The organism is Planococcus sp. APC 3906 (genome assembly GCF_030407685.1).
GTDB classification, from domain to species: Bacteria; Bacillota; Bacilli; order Bacillales_A; family Planococcaceae; genus Planococcus; species Planococcus koreensis.
In genome coordinates this window covers 19,675-34,246 of sequence record NZ_JASDCW010000009.1, presented here as the reverse complement: position 1 = coordinate 34,246, position 14,572 = coordinate 19,675, and the positions used below count along the sequence as shown (strand labels likewise).

The 14,572-nt window shown below is 50.8% G+C and carries 10 protein-coding genes; 7 read left to right on the top strand and 3 right to left on the bottom strand.

Annotated features, from left to right (window positions below; translation table 11 throughout):
- Window positions 1–60: 60 nt before the first annotated feature.
- Window positions 61–3,123, top strand: a complete 3,063-nt coding sequence (locus tag QMA09_RS07230; protein ID WP_290212585.1) for an efflux RND transporter permease subunit — start codon at window positions 61–63, stop codon at window positions 3,121–3,123.
- Between the two features lie 247 nt (window positions 3,124–3,370).
- Window positions 3,371–4,582 (top strand): NupC/NupG family nucleoside CNT transporter, encoded by a 1,212-nt coding sequence (locus QMA09_RS07225; protein ID WP_290212584.1) that lies wholly within the window; start codon window positions 3,371–3,373, stop codon window positions 4,580–4,582.
- Between the two features lie 421 nt (window positions 4,583–5,003).
- Here QMA09_RS07225 and QMA09_RS07220 read toward each other — a convergent pair whose 3' ends face one another.
- Complete coding sequence (locus tag QMA09_RS07220; protein ID WP_290212583.1) at window positions 5,004–5,948, bottom strand: nuclease-related domain-containing protein; 945 nt, start codon at window positions 5,946–5,948, stop codon at window positions 5,004–5,006.
- A gap of 183 nt (window positions 5,949–6,131) precedes the next feature.
- On the opposite strand from QMA09_RS07220, the gene QMA09_RS07215 reads away from it, so the two are divergent.
- Complete coding sequence (locus QMA09_RS07215; RefSeq protein ID WP_135503887.1) at window positions 6,132–7,427, top strand: NCS2 family permease; 1,296 nt, start codon at window positions 6,132–6,134, stop codon at window positions 7,425–7,427.
- Window positions 7,428–7,899: 472 nt separating this feature from the next.
- Entirely contained in the window at window positions 7,900–8,085 is a 186-nt protein-coding gene (locus QMA09_RS07210; RefSeq protein ID WP_290212582.1) for a hypothetical protein, read from the top strand.
- 136 nt (window positions 8,086–8,221) lie between these two features.
- Here QMA09_RS07210 and QMA09_RS07205 read toward each other — a convergent pair whose 3' ends face one another.
- Window positions 8,222–9,127: a MerR family transcriptional regulator gene (locus tag QMA09_RS07205; RefSeq protein WP_290212581.1), complete on the bottom strand. Its 906-nt coding sequence runs from the start codon at window positions 9,125–9,127 to the stop codon at window positions 8,222–8,224.
- 145 nt (window positions 9,128–9,272) lie between these two features.
- Window positions 9,273–10,472 (bottom strand): MFS transporter, encoded by a 1,200-nt coding sequence (locus QMA09_RS07200; protein WP_290212580.1) that lies wholly within the window; start codon window positions 10,470–10,472, stop codon window positions 9,273–9,275.
- A gap of 223 nt (window positions 10,473–10,695) precedes the next feature.
- On the opposite strand from QMA09_RS07200, the gene QMA09_RS07195 reads away from it, so the two are divergent.
- The 3 genes from QMA09_RS07195 to QMA09_RS07185 all read left to right on the top strand — a co-directional run bounded on the left by QMA09_RS07195 (window position 10,696) and on the right by QMA09_RS07185 (window position 14,545).
- Complete coding sequence (locus tag QMA09_RS07195) at window positions 10,696–12,195, top strand: succinyl-CoA:acetate CoA-transferase ScpC (RefSeq protein ID WP_290212579.1); 1,500 nt, start codon at window positions 10,696–10,698, stop codon at window positions 12,193–12,195.
- Window positions 12,196–12,262: 67 nt separating this feature from the next.
- Window positions 12,263–12,907 (top strand): LytTR family DNA-binding domain-containing protein, encoded by a 645-nt coding sequence (locus tag QMA09_RS07190; RefSeq protein ID WP_290212643.1) that lies wholly within the window; start codon window positions 12,263–12,265, stop codon window positions 12,905–12,907.
- A 123-nt stretch (window positions 12,908–13,030) separates the two neighbouring features.
- A complete protein-coding gene (locus QMA09_RS07185) occupies window positions 13,031–14,545 on the top strand; it encodes a succinyl-CoA:acetate CoA-transferase ScpC (protein WP_290212578.1) in 1,515 nt (504 codons plus the stop codon).
- Window positions 14,546–14,572 lie beyond the last annotated feature (27 nt).

Genomic DNA, 14,572 nt, shown 5'->3' with positions numbered 1-14,572 from the left:
TTAGCTTTTATTATATAAATGTCATACAATAGTTATACATATAAATAAAGGAGGCGCATCATGAAATACCTATTGGATCGCAGCAAATTATTCCTATTCTTAATCTTTATTTTCACCGTTATCGGCGCCTATGTATTTGTCACTTTGCCTCAGCGGGAAATTCCGGAGACGCCGCCGAATCTTGTGCTGGTGTCGACAATTTTGCCAGGCGCTGGCCCTGAGGAAATCGAAACAGCCATCACCAATCCGATCGAACAGGAATTGCAGAAAGTGGATGGCGTATCGTCGCTGCAATCGGTGTCAGCGAATTCCGCTTCCATCATTACGCTTGAATTGGAAGATGGATTCGATCCCGATGAACTGGTGACGGAAATGCAGCAGCAGGTGCAGCGTGCATCGAGCAGCTTCCCGGAACAGGCGCAGCAGCCATCCGTAGAAAAGCTGGATCTGACATTCCCTCTCGTATCGTATATGTTCTACGGGGATGAAGCAGAGCTCCGCGGTATGGAGCAGGCATTAGCCGATCTGTCTGAAGAAGTGGAAGCGGTGAATGGCGTGGCCGGCACTGCTGTCAAAGGCTTGAACAGCCAGCAGATCCTTATTGAACTGGAAGCGGAGCAATTGGCAGCAAACAACCTGCAGCCGTTTGAAGTGCTGCAGTCGCTCCAACAGGCAAACCAGCCGTTGTCGCTCGGCACCCATGACAATGGCAACGAGCAAGTGGTTTTGACGGTGCAGCAGGAACAGGGCATCGAGAAATTGAAGAAGCTGCAGGTAGGATCCGCTGCAGTACCGCTTGAAGACATCGCAGTGATTGAAACTGTGGATGGCGAAACGGAAGATATCGTGACGTTCGAAGGTGAACGCGCCATTTCGTATACGGTATTTTTGCAAGGGGGACAAGATGTCCCGGGCGTTGATGAAAAAGTATCTGAAGTGATCAATGCGTTCAATGAAGGCTTGCCAGCTGGCGTTGAAGCGGAACGCTATGAATCACAGGCTGAAAATGTCACATCGATTTTTGAAGGCTTATACGTCTCTCTATTGATTGCCGTGCTTGCGGTGCTCGTCGTGACGACCGCTGGATTGACGCTGTTCGGTGCATTCGTCGTAGCGGTGACAGTTCTTTCATCTGTGTTGATCGGCATGATCCCGATTCCATCGATGGGCGTCGACTTGAACCAGATTTCGGTTATCGGCCTGATCATCGCGATCGGTATTTTGGTCGATGACAGCATCGTTGTCAATGACAATATCCAGCGCCGCTACAAGCTGGGCGACTCGCCGTTGGATGGCGCTGTCAACGGCGTCAAAGAAGTGTTTTCTTCCATCATCGCATCCAGTTTGGCGATTGTTGTAACTTTTTCTCCGCTCTTGCTGCTGTCAGGCGGCAATGGCGCGTTCATCAAAGCATTGCCGAGCATTCTCATCACGACAATCATCGCGTCTACGGTGTTGTCGATTACCTTGGTGCCGATGATGCAATACCTGAAAACGAAACGCCGCTCGAAAAAGATATCCGATACACCAGGTTTTCTTGGCAAACCGCTTGAGAAGCTTGCGCTGTTTTATTCGAATAAAGTATTGCGCGGCGTATTGAAACGCCCGCTCTGGATCGGCATCGGAGGATTGGTGCTGGCAACAGGGCTATTGGCGTTGGCGTTCTTCACGCCATTCGAATTCTTCCCGGCAGCTGACCGCAAAGAGGTGACGATGAACGTCCGCCTCGCTGAAGGGACTTCGATTGAAGAAACCGATGCATTCCTCGCTAACGTTACGGAAGAGTTAAGGGGAGAAGACGAAAATATCGAAGAAATCGCGATTTTCACTGGTGAAGGCTTGCCGAATTTGTTCGCCTCTTCGATGGATAATACCGGCTCCAATACAGGACAGGTAGCGATTCGGATTGACCGCGAACAAACGACGGCAGCCGACTTTATTGAGAAATGGCAGCCGGAGTTGCGCGACCAGTACCCGGAAGCGGAAATTTTCCTGGATACAATCGTTCAAGGGCCGCCAGCAGGTGCTCCGGTGACCGTCACCATTAAAGGAGAGAATCTTGAAGAACTGACTGCATTGCGCGACGAATTAAAAGCGGCGATGCTGGAGAATGGCGCAGACGTCGTCACAGATAATCTGGGAGATCCGGTTCCTGCTGTGGAATACGTGCCGAATCAGGCAGCGCTTGAAGCGAACGGCATTCCGCTCAGCACTGTGACAGGGCAGCTGCAGTTCTTGACTCAAGGCGTTCCGCTCTACAGCATTTACGAAGGGCAGAAGCCGTATGAAGTGACAGTGAAGCAGTCAGGCATAGAGAACGGCCAGGACATCGATTTGGCTGACTTCCAAGTGCCCGCTGGTTCACCGCAAGCACAGCCAGGTCCGCCGACGTTGGTGGGCTTGGATGAATTGCTGACGCCTGAACAGACAACTGCTTTGGCACAGGTGCCGCATCAGGAAGCCGAACGTGCGATTACATTGAAAGCGTTTGGCGATGCTGCCGATTTTGAAGCCAGCATGCTTGAAGTGGTCGATGCGCAGAAAGAAGACTTGGCGTCGGGCTACGAATTGTCGACAGGCGGGGAAAATTCCGATCAGGAAGCATTCTTCACTGAAATCGGGGTCTTGTTCCTGGTTGTCATCTTGCTTGTTTACTTGGTCATTGCGTTCCAATTCAAATCGTTCGGATTGCCATTCCTTGTGCTGATTGCTGTGTACTTGGGTGTGTCGGGCGCAATTCTTGGCCTATTCTTGACACAGACGCCATTAAGTTTCCTTGGTGTGATGGGGATTGTCTCCTTGACGGGGATTGTTGTAAGGAATGCCGTCGTGCTGATCGACTTTGTGGAAACGCGCCGGCTATCCGGCAATTTCAATATTGATGAAGCGATTATTGAATCCGGCTATGCCCGCATCAAGCCGATCGTTTTGACCTCTGTAACTTCGATTGTCGCGCTGATTCCGGTCGCGCTGACGGGAGATCCGCTTTTTGAAGCATTGGCAATTACGATTATCGCAGGGCTGACGTTCTCCAGTCTCTTTACCTTGGTGATGATTCCGGCATTATACCTTGTGTTTTACCGGATCAGCCATCGAAAAAATAAAGTAAGCGCGCAGCGATAAGCTGCGCGTTTTTTTAATGAATCGGTGGGTAATAATATGGGAAAGGAAAGGATAGCGACTGGAAAAGATGCCTTAGTTCGAATTTTCATTGCATTTAAACATTTTTCCTATTAAAGATTTGTCAAGGATTATACATTTACTTATCTTTGTGGATTTGGTAAGATGTCTGACGACAGAGGACTAGCTTTAAGGAAAACCAATCTGGAATGTAAGCGTTTCAGGTTGAATAAAACAATGAGGTGAAAATGTGAATTTCTTATGGGGTATATTCGGTGTATTCGTCGTCCTGGGACTTGCCTTTTTAATGTCAAGTGCACGTAAATCAATCAAGCCGCGTACCATTTTGGGCGGTTTAGCAATACAAATTACATTCGCGTTCATGGTGCTGCAATGGGAATTGGGCAGAAACGCTTTATTATGGCTTTCCAATAAAGTGCAAAACGTCATTGATTACGCAAAAGAAGGGATCAACTTCGTATTTGGGCCAGCGGCAGACGCAGCAAACTTCGGTTTCGTTTTCGCATTCCAAGTTTTGACGATCATCATCTTCTTTTCTTCATTGATTTCCGTCTTGTATTATTTAGGGATCATGCAATGGTTCATCAAAATCCTTGGCGGCGCGCTGTCGAAATTGCTTGGAACAAGCAAAGCGGAATCCGTTTCCGCAGCGGCAAACATCTTCGTCGGCCAGACAGAAGCGCCGCTCGTTATCCGTCCGTTCATCGCCAACATGACAAAGTCGGAATTGTTCGCAGTTATGACAGGCGGACTGGCTTCAGTAGCCGGTTCTACACTGGCGGGTTACGCGCTCTTGGGCGTGCCTCTTGAATACTTGTTGGCGGCAAGCTTCATGGCCGCTCCTGCCGGTTTGATCATGGCGAAAATCATGATGCCGGAAACGGAAGAAATCGTTGAAAAAGAATTCGTCATGGAAAAAGACCAGTCATCGGTCAACGTCGTCGATGCTGCTGCACGCGGTGCAGCAGATGGCTTGCAGCTTGCGTTGAATGTCGGTGCGATGCTTCTTGCGTTCATCGCGTTAATCGCTTTGCTGAATGGTATGCTTGGCGGAATCGGCTCTTGGTTCGGAGCGGATAACCTGACAATCCAAGGCATCCTTGGCTTTGTCTTCGCCCCGCTTGCTTTCGCAATCGGCGTGCCATGGGAAGAAGCTGTACAAGCCGGAAGCTATATCGGCCAGAAATTGGTGTTGAATGAATTTGTTGCTTACACTGCATTTGCCCCTGAAATTGCTAACCTGTCACCTAAAACAGTATTGGTTGTCAGCTTTGCGTTATGTGGATTTGCTAACTTAAGCTCACTCGCCATCCTGCTTGGCGGTCTTGGCGCACTTGCACCAAACCGCCGCCCGGACATCGCACGCCTCGGCATGCGCGCTGTTGCGGCTGGTATGCTTGCATCGCTTTTAAGCGCAGCAATCGCCGGTATGTTCGTTTAATAGAATATAGATCAGCCTCACCCGCAGAAAACTGCGAGTGAGGTTTTTTTGTTTTGAGAGCCTGCTTTCTTTTCTGTAGGATGTAGTCTTTTATCTCTTATAAAAAGCTTTTCGCTGGCGAAAAGCATCCTTTTCAGCCTTTGAATTTGTTTTTATGGGTTGCGAGTGGTGAATGGTGAAGAAAAAGCGGTGTGAAAAGAACGGAATGGATGCATTTCGCAGGCGAAATGCGAAAAAGACGGGTGGAGCGGTGAAGAAAGTGAGTTTATGCGCGTTCGTGAGGATTTACGTGCGTTCAGAAAGATTTATGCGCGTTCGTGAGGATTTATGTGCGTTCAGTGAGATTTATGCACGTTCAGGAAAATTTACGCGCGTTCAGCCAAAAATCCCTCCTCCGAAAATTCCGAAGGAGGGGGAGAAACTATTTTTTCTTCTGCAGGCGGTAGACGCATGATTTCCATTCACCAGTCGTGTCGAGTTCGAGTTTGCTGAGCAACCGAGATGCAACTGACCGCGATTCGAGCTTGCAGAATTTCCGGAAGTCGCGATTGGTCAGAGAGTCGTCCACGATTGAAAAGTATTCGCGTGCGGCATGAACGTGTGCAGCGGCATCGCGTTCGCCGCAGCGAGTGCAGGTCCAGCCGCGCTTTTCGCGCTGCATCGAAAGTGTGCTGCAGGCGCGGCACAGAACACCGGTTTTTATGTCACTTGGGTTGATGGTGTATTGCCGGCACAAAGGCTGGCGCTTGAAAGGGGTTTGATTGGCGAGAAGCAGTTTGGAGACTTTGGCAATGTGAAGCCTGGCAGTTTTTGGGGGATGGGACTGCCATATTTTCAGTAGGTGGTCCGGCATCTGGTACGTTTTGCAGATGGGGGCGCCAGGCGGTTTGGTGATGAATTCGCAGTGCTTGGAAGTGAATACTGCCAGTCCGCTGACAGGCAACGGAATCTTGTGCTGCGCAAACCAGCGGGTGAGAAAGCGGATGTGTTTGCTTAGCTGGACGCGCGGGTCTTCCAAGACGGTTTTCTCGCCGTTCAGGTTCAGGCGGAAAAATTCGCCTGTAGCTTCGTTGAAATAGATTTCGCCGCTGATGTTTTTGGATTCGATCACCAAAGCGCAGCGTTCCGTCAACAATATGCCGTCCAGCTGCACCTTCCAGTCGCCGAGCGCAAGGCTCACGTCCCATAAGACCTTGAAGTCGCCGTCTATCCAGAATTCCTTGAACCGGGATTGCAGGCGTGCTTCGCCGCGCTCGCCGCCAGCGGTCCGGTACAGCCGGTTCTCCAAGAAAATTCGCTGCGGATGGCCGTCCGCCAGCCGCAGCAGCAAGGTTTCCAATGCTTCATTTTCAGTCAATCGTTTCAATCGATCACCTCCGGGTAAAGTACCTGAATTATAGCACCGCAGCCGCCAATAAACCATACAAGATGACAAGCTTCAACCCTTGACACTAAAGCGTTTTGGGATTACACTTTTGTCTTGGCTTACCTATGAAATTTATAGGCAGAGCGGGTAGGGAGAGGGCTAATTTAATAGAAGGTTGAACATATGTTTAATTGGATGGACCGGTTCTTCGGTCTTCAAAAAAACGGTACGACGGTAAAACGCGAAATGACAGCGGGATTGATCGGCTTTTTTACAGTCGTTTACATCATTGCAGTCAACTCGCTGATTTTATCGGAAGGCGGCATGCCGATCGAGGCGGCAATCATCGCAACAATCGGGGCCTCGGTGTTCGGAGCGTTCGTGATGGGATTCTGGGGCAATGCGCCGATCCTGCTGGTTCCTGGCATGGGCATCAATGCGCTGTTTTCGTACACGATGGTCCAGTCGATGGGCTTGACGTGGCAGGAAGCATTGGCGGTTGTCTTTGTCACCGGTGTGATTTTCGTGGCGATCGCGTTTACGCGCTTTGCAAAAGTGATCAGCGCCGCGGTGCCGCATTCGCTGAAAGAAGCGATTACGGTCGGGCTCGGGTTGTTCCTAATGCTGCTGGGCCTTGAAAAAGGCGGGCTCGTCATCCGCGGAGAAGCGTCGATTCTGGCGCTTGGTTCGCTGAGTGATCCGGTTGTTATGGCAACGGCATTGACGCTTATTCTCGCGGTTATCTTGTTCATCCGCAACGTGCCGGGGAATTTCCTCATCACGATTATTGCGGGTACCATCATTGCATCGTTTTTCGGCTTGATTGATACGAGCAATATGGGAGATTCTTCGCTGAATCTGCAAGAAGCTTTCGCTGGCTTTGGCGCGCTGTCATTCGATAGTGCATTGTCGATGGTCTTTTGGGTCGCGGTTTTCTCGCTGACGATGGTGATGGTGTTCGAGAACATCGGACTCGTCCATGGCCAAGTCAACTTGATTGATCAGCCTGAAAAATTCGGGCGTGCTTTCCAGGCGACTTCGCTGTCGGCAATGGCTTCCGGCGTATTCGGCACAAGCCCGACCGTGGCTTCCGTCGAAAGCGCTGCGGCGATGACAGCCGGTGGACGCACAGGCTTGACGGCCATCACTGCCGGTGTCCTGTTTCTGGCTTCCGTGTTTTTCATTCCGCTTATTAAACTGATTCCGGACAGTGCGATTGCACCGATCCTGATCATTATCGGCGGGCTGATGCTGCAGACGATCCGCAACATCGAAATGAAAGACATGAGCGAAACGTTCCCGGCGCTGATGATCATCGCGCTCATTCCGTTTACGTACAGCATCGCGGATGGCATTGCCATCGGCTTTATTCTGTACCCGATCCTCAAAATCGGCATCGGCAAATGGCGCGAAGTTTCTGTGCCGCTATACGTGATCTCAGGCTTGTTCCTGATGAACTTCGTACTGCATTATATTTGAAACGAAACCCCGCATTTGCTCCTTGCAAATGCGGGGTTTTTTGAGAATAAATTCGGCGGCAAGATACTCAGTATTTCGCTGAACGCGCATAAAACTTCCTGAACGCACGTAAATTTCGCTGAACGCGCATAAAACTTCCTGAACGCACGTAAATTTCGCTGAACGCGCATAAAACTTTCTGAACGCACGTAAATTTCGCTGAACGCGCATAAAACTTCCTGAACGCGCATAAATTTTCCTGAGCGCACGTAAATCCTCACGAACGCACGTAAACTCACTTTCTTCACCGATCCACCCGCTTTTTTCGCATTTCGCCTGCGAAATGCATCCGTTCCGCTCTTGCTACTCCGCCTTTTCTTTGCCATTCGCAACTCACGAGAGGAAAGCGGTTGTTTGAAATTTCTGGACAGCGTTTTCCTATTGAGCGGTGGTATAATGGAACAAAGAACACCGGAAAGGAGTTGCAATTCCCATGAAATACACGAAATCGAAAATGGAACAGCTCGTCAGCGATCATCCTGAATTGAAAAAGCGCTTGAAAATTTTGATGAAAGAGATGGAGCTTGAAAAAGGCTTCGCGCTGAAGGCGCTGTACCATTCTGAAGTCACCGACAATGGACCATACCAGAAAGATTATCAAGACCTTGACCTGCTGTAAGCAGGGGGGTCTTTTTTTTTTGCCTGGAAGCTGGCATATTTTTGTGTAGTATTAATAATAATCGGAGATAATTGGTTCTATAGTCACTCAAGTCATTTTACATTAACGCTATAAAAGCTATACATAAAAACTCCCGTTAAGCTTTGCTTAACGGGAGTTTTTTGATGCGATCCAATTCCTGCTGCCAAGACTCGTATGTCGGGCCGAGAAAAGAGACATTGCCGGTTGTCAGCGGTTCGATGACGCCTTGTCCACCTACCATGAAGTGGACGCTTTTATCAGCGGCACCGATTTCCGCAACGTATTTCTCGGCTAACGGGCGGGATGAAGGATCGGAAATCGCCATGCAGACAATGCGGACGTCTTGCTGTTCGACAATTTTTTCCAATCCATCAAGCGGTGTATTAGCGCCGAGGAACATGACCGAAAAGCCGTTTTCGCGCAAGAACAGCGTGAACAGCATCAAGCCAAGCTGATGGTATTCCCCAGTCGGGCAGAACGCCATAACTTTCGGCAAATCGGGCGATGTCGGGAATACACGGAAAAATTGCGTGAAGCGCTGCTGGATGATGTGGCTGATCAAATGCTCGTGTGCTACGGGCATCGAGCCGTTTTCCCATTCTTTGCCGATTTGCACCATCAACGGTACGACAATCGAGAAGAATACCGTGCGGTAATGGAAAAGCGAGAAATTCAAGTCCAGCAAGTAGTTGAAGCGCTCTGTATCCAATTCGGACGCGGCCATATACAATTCATAAATTTGTTTGTCGTAGGTATCCGCGTCAAAATCACCGGGGTTCTGCACTTTTTCGATCGGTTTTCTCTTGGAAGAATGCAGTTGTTTTACGGCCTCGCTAATTTTAATGCCTTTTTCCTGGACTTGGATCTTCAGCCATTTCAAGTCTTCAAGATTCTGGTCTGAATACAGGCGGTGCCCAGTTTCCGTGCGGGCTGGTGTAATGGCGCTGTAGCGCGTTTCCCACGAACGGATCGTCACTTTTGGCATATCTAAAATTTTGGCAGCTGCTTTGATGTTGTACATAGCATTACCCACATTCCTTAAGATTTTTGTATAATAATTATACAACTTATTTCCGGACGCCGTAAAGCCCAGAGCCTTTGCAATATCGGTTATCGGCAATAAAAATCCCCTGCATCTTTCGCAAAAGATGCAGGGGATGGGAATTTCAGAGAGCGGTGCGTGTTTTAGCAATGCGGCTGCGATGCCATGCGACTGTGATGGTCCACGTGATCATGAGCATCACGAGGCCAAGGATAAACGGATACGAGATGTCGATATCATATAATGCGCCTGCAAGAAGCGGCCCAAGTACGTTTCCGACGCTCATATAGGCGTTGTTCATGCCCATTGCAAAACCGACTTCACCTTCAGCCATTTTGGAAATCAGCGTATTAAGGACGGGGCGCAGAATTGACGTCGCCAGGAAGATGATCAGCGTCACCACGAAAAACATCACATAGCTTCCGGCGAACAGCGCCATCACAAAACCGGCTGCAGCAACGCCGAGGAAAGCGATCAGAATCGCAGCTTCGCCGAAACGGCGGACGATGCGGTCGACGATGAACAGCTGGACGATGACACTGACGACGCCTGTCGCTGTAATCATAAAGGCGATGTCCTTGGCGGTTGAATTGAACTGATTGTCAAGATACAGGCCGATGACCGATTCAAAAGCCAGCAGCCCGAAGCTCATGACGAGCGTGATGACAAGCGGAATGAAATACGGCATGCTAACGGAACGGAAAATCTTCGTGAGCATCGCCTCGTTCTGCGTCATGTCCATCGTGGTGGCAGGGTCCGCTTCGATTGCGTCCTGTTCTTTCAACAGCGCGACTGAGAACAATACAGCGGCAAGCGAGACCAATGCCGATACGAGGAAAGGCAATTTCAAGCTAAAATCGGCGAGGAATCCGCCGATGCCAGGACCCACGACGATTCCAAGTGACATCGCTGCGGATACCAAGCTAGTGCCTTTCGCGCGCTGGTCAAGCGTCGTGATGTCCGCTATGTAAGCGAAGATGGCCGGGATGAGCATCGCTGCGCCGATGCCGCCGATGACGCGCGACAGGTACAAGACCCAGATGCCGTTCGACAGGTAAAAGACGAACATGGAAATGGTCAGGCCCAAAAGCCCGTAGATGATCATTTGCCGGCGGCCGTATTGATCCGCCCATTTGCCGGCAATCGGAGAAAATAGGAACTGGGCTCCGGCGAAAATGGCGATCATCAAACCTGCTGCCATGCCGCCTTGATTGATGGATTCGAGGTATGAGGGAAGAATCGGGATAACGATTCCGAAGCTTGCGATGGCGATGAACATATTGATCATCAAAATATATATTTTCTTGCGTTGGTCTGTAGTCATGGAATGCCTCTTTTCTTCTATAGCCGGCTGGTGCACAATCTAATAGAATTTATTTAATCAACTTTTCTATATTATGGGAGCTTTAAGAGCTTGTCAATCTGGAGAACTCGGCCCTTAAAAGGGTATACTTATGGAGAAAAAGCGGTTTGGCAAAGGGCTTTGTGTTCCTGCAAAGCAATGTGTGGCGGCTTGCGCCGCAATAAATGCAAGGAAGGTGATGTGAATGGACAATAAACTTCAACGCATTAGAGCGGAGGAGCTGCGGGAGCGCGTGGTGACTGCAGAAGAAGCGGCTTCCTGGATTTCGGACGGCATGAAATTGGGGCTCAGCGGATTCACCCATTCCGGCGATGCAAAAGTGGTGCCGCATGCACTGGCGGAGCGCGGGAAAAGTGAGCGCTTTAAAGTGAGCGTCTACAGCGGCGCATCGCTTGGTGCAGACATCGACCGGCTTTTCGCCGAAGCGGGGATTATGGAAAAGCGTCTGCCGTATCAGTCGGACCCTGTCATGCGCGGAAAAATAAACGACGGCGAAGTGTGGTACGTTGACGAGCATTTGTCGCATACCGCCGAATGGGTGCGGAGCGGCGTGCTCGGACCGATCGATTTTGCCATCATTGAAGCGCTTGCGATCACCGAGGATGGCATGATCATTCCGACAACATCTGCGGGCAACTCGGCTATTTTTGTTAAGCAGGCGGAAAATGTCATTGTCGAAATCAATATGGCGCAGCCCACAGGTTTCGAAGGCATCCACGACATTTATGATGCCGGGGTACAAGGCAAGCGGGGGCCGATTCCGCTTGAAAATGCCCATGGACGCATCGGCACGATCGGCATTCCAGTCGACTTGGAGAAAATTCGGGGCATCGTGTTCAGCGACCGGCCGGATTCGCCTTCGGAGATTGTGCCGCCCGATGAGGAAACGGAACGCATGGCTGGGCATCTCCTCGAATTTCTGCGCAGTGAAGTCCGGAGCGGGCGGCTGACGAACAGCCTGGCGCCGATCCAGTCGGGTATCGGCACGGTGTCGAATGCCGTGCTCGAAGGCATGATCGACTCGGAGTTCGAGAATCTGGAAGTGTATTCGGAAGTGATGCAGGACGTTATTTTCGACTTGATGGATGCCGGGAAAGTGAAATTCGCTTCCGCGTCGGCGATTACGCTGTCGCCTGAAAAAATGGAGCAGGTGTATGGGGATTTTGGACAATACCGCGACAAGCTCATGCTGCGGCCGCAGGAAATTTCCAATCATCCCGAAATCATCCGCCGGCTCGGCTTGCTGTCGATCAATACAGCACTCGAATTCGATATATATGGCAACGTCAATTCAACGCATGTGCGCGGCACGAAAATTATGAACGGCATCGGCGGCTCCGGCGATTTTGCCCGCAACGCGCGGCTGTCGATTTTCGTCACGCGCTCGACGGCGAAAGACGGCAAGATTTCAAGCATCGTACCGTTTGCTTCCCATATTGACCATACGGAACACGATGTGCAGATTGTCGTCACCGAACAAGGCTACGCCGATCTGCGGGGGCTCGCGCCGCGTGAGCGGGTGCCGCTCATCATCGAGAATTGCATGCATCCCATGTACCGCGGGCAAATGCGCGCGTATTTCGCAGAAGCGCTGAAGCGCGGCGGCCAGACGCCGCATGTGCTGGAGCAGGCCTTTTCGTGGCATACCCGTTTCTTGGAAACCGGGACGATGCTTGAGGAATAAACTCCGCAGCCGGTTCTTGCCGGCTGTTTTAATATGAAATGAAAGAAAGCGGGGCGGGAAATGCATGATGGATAAATTTACGCTGGGATCGCTGCTCGATGTCATGGGGACGCTGTTTTCCGATGAAGTGTCGATTGCCGTCACCAATACAACTGAATACATCTATTACCGGCCGAGCAAGCGGATCGACCTCAAAATCGAAGCAGGGGATCCGGTGAAAGAAGGCACCATCGCCCATAAAGCGTTGGCGACGGGGCATAAAGCATCGGAATTTATTGATAAAGAAGTGTTTGGTGTGCCGTACCATGGAATGGCAGTGCCTTTTGAGGAAGGCGGCGAAATTGCGGGCTGCGCGCTGGCGATTTATCCGGCGTATACAGAAGGCAAGTCGGTGGTGACGGTGAAGAGTGCGGACGGCTGGAAGCCGATTCCGTTCGAAGAGGTCAAATACTTGGAAGTGAAAGACCGCAAGACCCATGTCCACACTGACGGCTTTTCGGGAACCCATAAGAACTCGCTGCAGGAATTCGAATGGGTGCTGCCCAGGGAGCTGTTCATCCGCTGTCACCGTTCGTTTATCGTCAATGTCCATCATATAGAAGAGATTTATCCGGACACCCATTCGACTTTTGTGCTGGCGATGGACAATGGCATGCGGATTCCGGTCAGCCAGACGTATTCAAGTTATTTCCGGAAGCTCCTGGATTTCTGATTCTGCTGGTTCAGCTGCCGTTTCCGCTGGTTCAGTCCTAGACTCGCTATTCCACACCCGATTACGCTTTTTCAAAGAGGCTTGCGTTAAAATTAGCTAAAAACGATGAAAGAGTGATGGGAAATGGAAAAGCGATTTGAACGAATCAAAGCCACCCAACTGCAGGACCGTGTTGTATCGCCGGAAACAGCGGCATCCTGGATTGCTGATGGCATGACTCTAGGGCTCAGCGGATTTACACGGGCGGGCGACGTGAAAGCGGTTCCGACCGCACTTGTTCAGCGGTCGGCAACGGAAAAATTCAAAGTGAATGTTTTTACTGGGGCCTCACTCGGTTCTGATATTGATAAATTATTCGCAGAAGCGGGCATTGTGGGCAAACGCCTTCCGTTCCAAGCAGAACCGGCGATGCGCAAAAAGATCAACGAAGGCGAGATGCTGTTCGTGGATCATCATTTATCGCATACGGCGGAATGGATTCGGGCAGGCGTCATCGAGCCGATTGATTTTGCGATTGTGGAAGCGCTTTCGATAACGGCAGATGGCATGATCATCCCGACAACGTCAGTCGGCAATTCCTCGGTGTTTGCAAAACACGCAAAGAACATCATTGTGGAGATCAATTTAGCGCAGCCGGAATTGTTTGAAGGGTTGCACGATATCTACGATACTGGAAAGCAAGGGGAACGCGGACCGATTCCGTTGACGAAAGTGGATGACCGCATCGGCACGATCGGCATTCCAGTTAATCTGGAAAAAATACGCGGCATCGTCTTTACCGAGCAACAGGACTCGCCGTCGACAATCGTCCAGCCGGATGAAGAAACGGAAATCATGGCGGGGCATCTGCTGGATTTCCTGCGTGCTGAAGTTTCAGCCGGGCGTTTGACGGACAAGCTGGCGCCGCTTCAGTCAGGCATCGGTTCGGTGGCAAACGCCGTGCTCCACGGCATGGTCGATTCGGAATTCAAGAACTTGGAAGTTTACTCGGAAGTGCTGCAGGACGCTGTCTTCGATTTGATGGATTCAGGCAAGGTCGATTTTGCTTCCTGCTGTTCGATTACGTTGTCGGAACCGAAAATGAAACAGGTTTTTGGCGATTTTGAAAAATACCGCAATAAAATCATCATGCGGCCGCAGGAAATTTCCAACCACCCGGAAATCATTCGCCGCTTGGGGCTGATTTCCATCAACACGGCGTTGGAATTCGATATCTACGGCAATGTGAACTCGACCCATGTGTCGGGCACAAAAATGATGAACGGCATTGGCGGCTCAGGTGATTTCGCCCGTAACGCACGCCTCGCCATTTTTGTCACGAAATCGATTGCCAAAGGCGGCAACATATCAAGCGTCGTGCCATTTGTGCCGCACGTCGACCACACCGAGCACGATGTCGATGTCGTTGTCACGGAACAGGGATACGCCGACCTGCGGGGCTTGGCGCCGCGTGAACGGGTGCCGCTCATCATCGAGAATTGCGTCCACCCGATGTACCGCGAGCAAATGCGTGCCTATTACACAGAAGCGCTGGAACGGGGCGGACAGACGCCGCATGTGCTGGAAAAAGCATTCTCGTGGCACGCGGACTTGGCCAAGCATGGCTCTATGCTGGCGAAAAAAGAACAACTGGTTTAAGCCCGAAAAGCCGGCCGCCCCTTTATG